Origin of the sequence: Fibrobacter sp. (genome assembly GCF_045112255.1) — a bacterium.
In the GTDB taxonomy this organism is placed as follows: Bacteria; Fibrobacterota; Fibrobacteria; order Fibrobacterales; family Fibrobacteraceae; genus Fibrobacter.
In genome coordinates this window covers 1-1,744 of sequence record NZ_JBGUHR010000122.1, presented here as the reverse complement: position 1 = coordinate 1,744, position 1,744 = coordinate 1, and the positions used below count along the sequence as shown (strand labels likewise).

At 51.5% G+C, this 1,744-nt stretch carries 2 protein-coding genes; both read right to left on the bottom strand.

The annotated features are described in order from the left end of the window. Nucleotides 1–412: MBL fold metallo-hydrolase (locus tag ACJMM9_RS15990; RefSeq protein WP_405329189.1), on the bottom strand; the 412-nt coding region annotated here is incomplete at its 3' end. Nucleotides 413–476: 64 nt separating this feature from the next. Further along, nucleotides 477–1,744 (bottom strand): toxin-antitoxin system YwqK family antitoxin (locus ACJMM9_RS15985; protein WP_405329186.1); only part of this gene is annotated, 1,268 nt, incomplete at its 5' end.

Here is a 1,744-nt window from a genome sequence, read left to right as displayed (position 1 = left end):
TGCCTTCGCAGTGGCCGGGCGTGTACAACACGTCCAGATGCTGGTTGCCGAATGTCAGGGTTTCGCCTTCCTGGATGTAGCGGTCGGGGTCGGGCATATCCTCCAATTCGAAGCCGAAGACCGTCGCGTAGGCGTATGCGCGGTTGTATTCCTTCATTCCCGCCTCGTGCAGCAAGATGTCAACACCGTATTCTTTCTTGCACCACGGATTTCCCGCTATGTGGTCGAGATGCGGATGTGTATTGATGATATACTTGATATCCAGATGGTTGTCGGCCACATATTCACGGATTTGTCCGTCTTCGTAAAACCGGCAGTTGCCAGGATCGACAATCACCGCCTCTCTTGTCTCGTCCGACAAGATATAAGTGTTCACCATCAACGGGTTGAAGTGAAACGTCTTGATTTCCATATTCACAAATTTTAACTTGGAACTAGTTACTGCCTCTCGTAACGCTTTATGCTTTTTTAACAGGTTAAAAGGCAGGTCTGTTCGGATCTGCGGCATATACTTCTTTCACTTTGTGGCCATTCTCGAAGATGGCGCTGTAATACAATTTCCCTTGCGGTGTCCAGCTCGACCATTTGCCGTGTTTCACACGGTTTTTGAATGCTCCCTGCGTGTGCTTCACGCCGTTGTCGTAGTATTCGGTGAAGGGGCCTTCCGGCACGTTGTGAACGAAATTCTGTTGCCGGACCATCTTTTCATGCATGTTGAAGAACACCCATTTGCCCTCCTTCATGTCGTTGGTGTATTTGCCCTTGGACAGGATGTGCCCGTTTTGGGCGTATTCGTTCCAGACACCGTTTTTCACGTTGTTGACATATTTCCCCTGACGGTGCATCTTGCCCGACTCTTCCCAGTAAATCGTGGAGAGCCCGTGCAATTCGCCGTCTTTGTAGTTGTTCTCGTACTTTTTGTAGCCGTTCTCGAACCAGCCTTCCCAATAGCCGTCCATCACAGCATCTTTGAACGTGCCGCGGTCTTTAACCTTGCCGTTCGGGAAGTAGGCGGTCCACAGTCCGTTTTCCTTGTCGTTCACGAACGTGCCCTCGCGTTGCAGTTTGCCGTCTTCGAACCATGCTTTCCATAGGCCTTCGCGTTTTCCGTTCACGTAATTGCCTTTGCGCCATACGCTTCCGTTTTCATAGAAGTAGGTCCACACGCCGTTCTGCAGTCCGTTGTCAAAGTTGCCTTCGCTGCCCAATCGGCCTTCGGAATCGTAGAATTTCCATAGTCCTTGTTGGAGTCCGTGCACCAGCTTGCCTTCCATCTCCTTCTTGCCGCCGCGTTGCCACCAGCAAGCGTCGCCTTCGAGCAGCCCCATATCGTAGGTGCCTTCGAAGTACTTCTCCCCGTTGTCGAAATACTCAACGACGTGGCCGTGAACGCTGTCCGCGATGTACATTACTTTCTTGTATAGCTGACCGTTAGGATGGTAGAAAGTCCATTCGCCGTCGCGCTGACCGTCCTTGAATTGTCCTTCCGATTCTGTTCTGCCCGACTGGAACCAGCTTTTGAACGGGCCGTTGTTGGCGTGGTATTCCTGACCGATTTTGCCGTCGTCGTACCAAACTTTCCAAACGCCCACCTTGAGGCCGTCGCGGTAGTCGCCCTCGGTCCATTTTATCCCGTTGTTGTGGTAATAGACCCAGTGTCCCTGCTCAATGCCTTTCTTCTGCACGCCGATGGACATCAGCTTGCCGTTTTTCCAGTAGGTTTTGGTCGTATCTTGCGCTATAA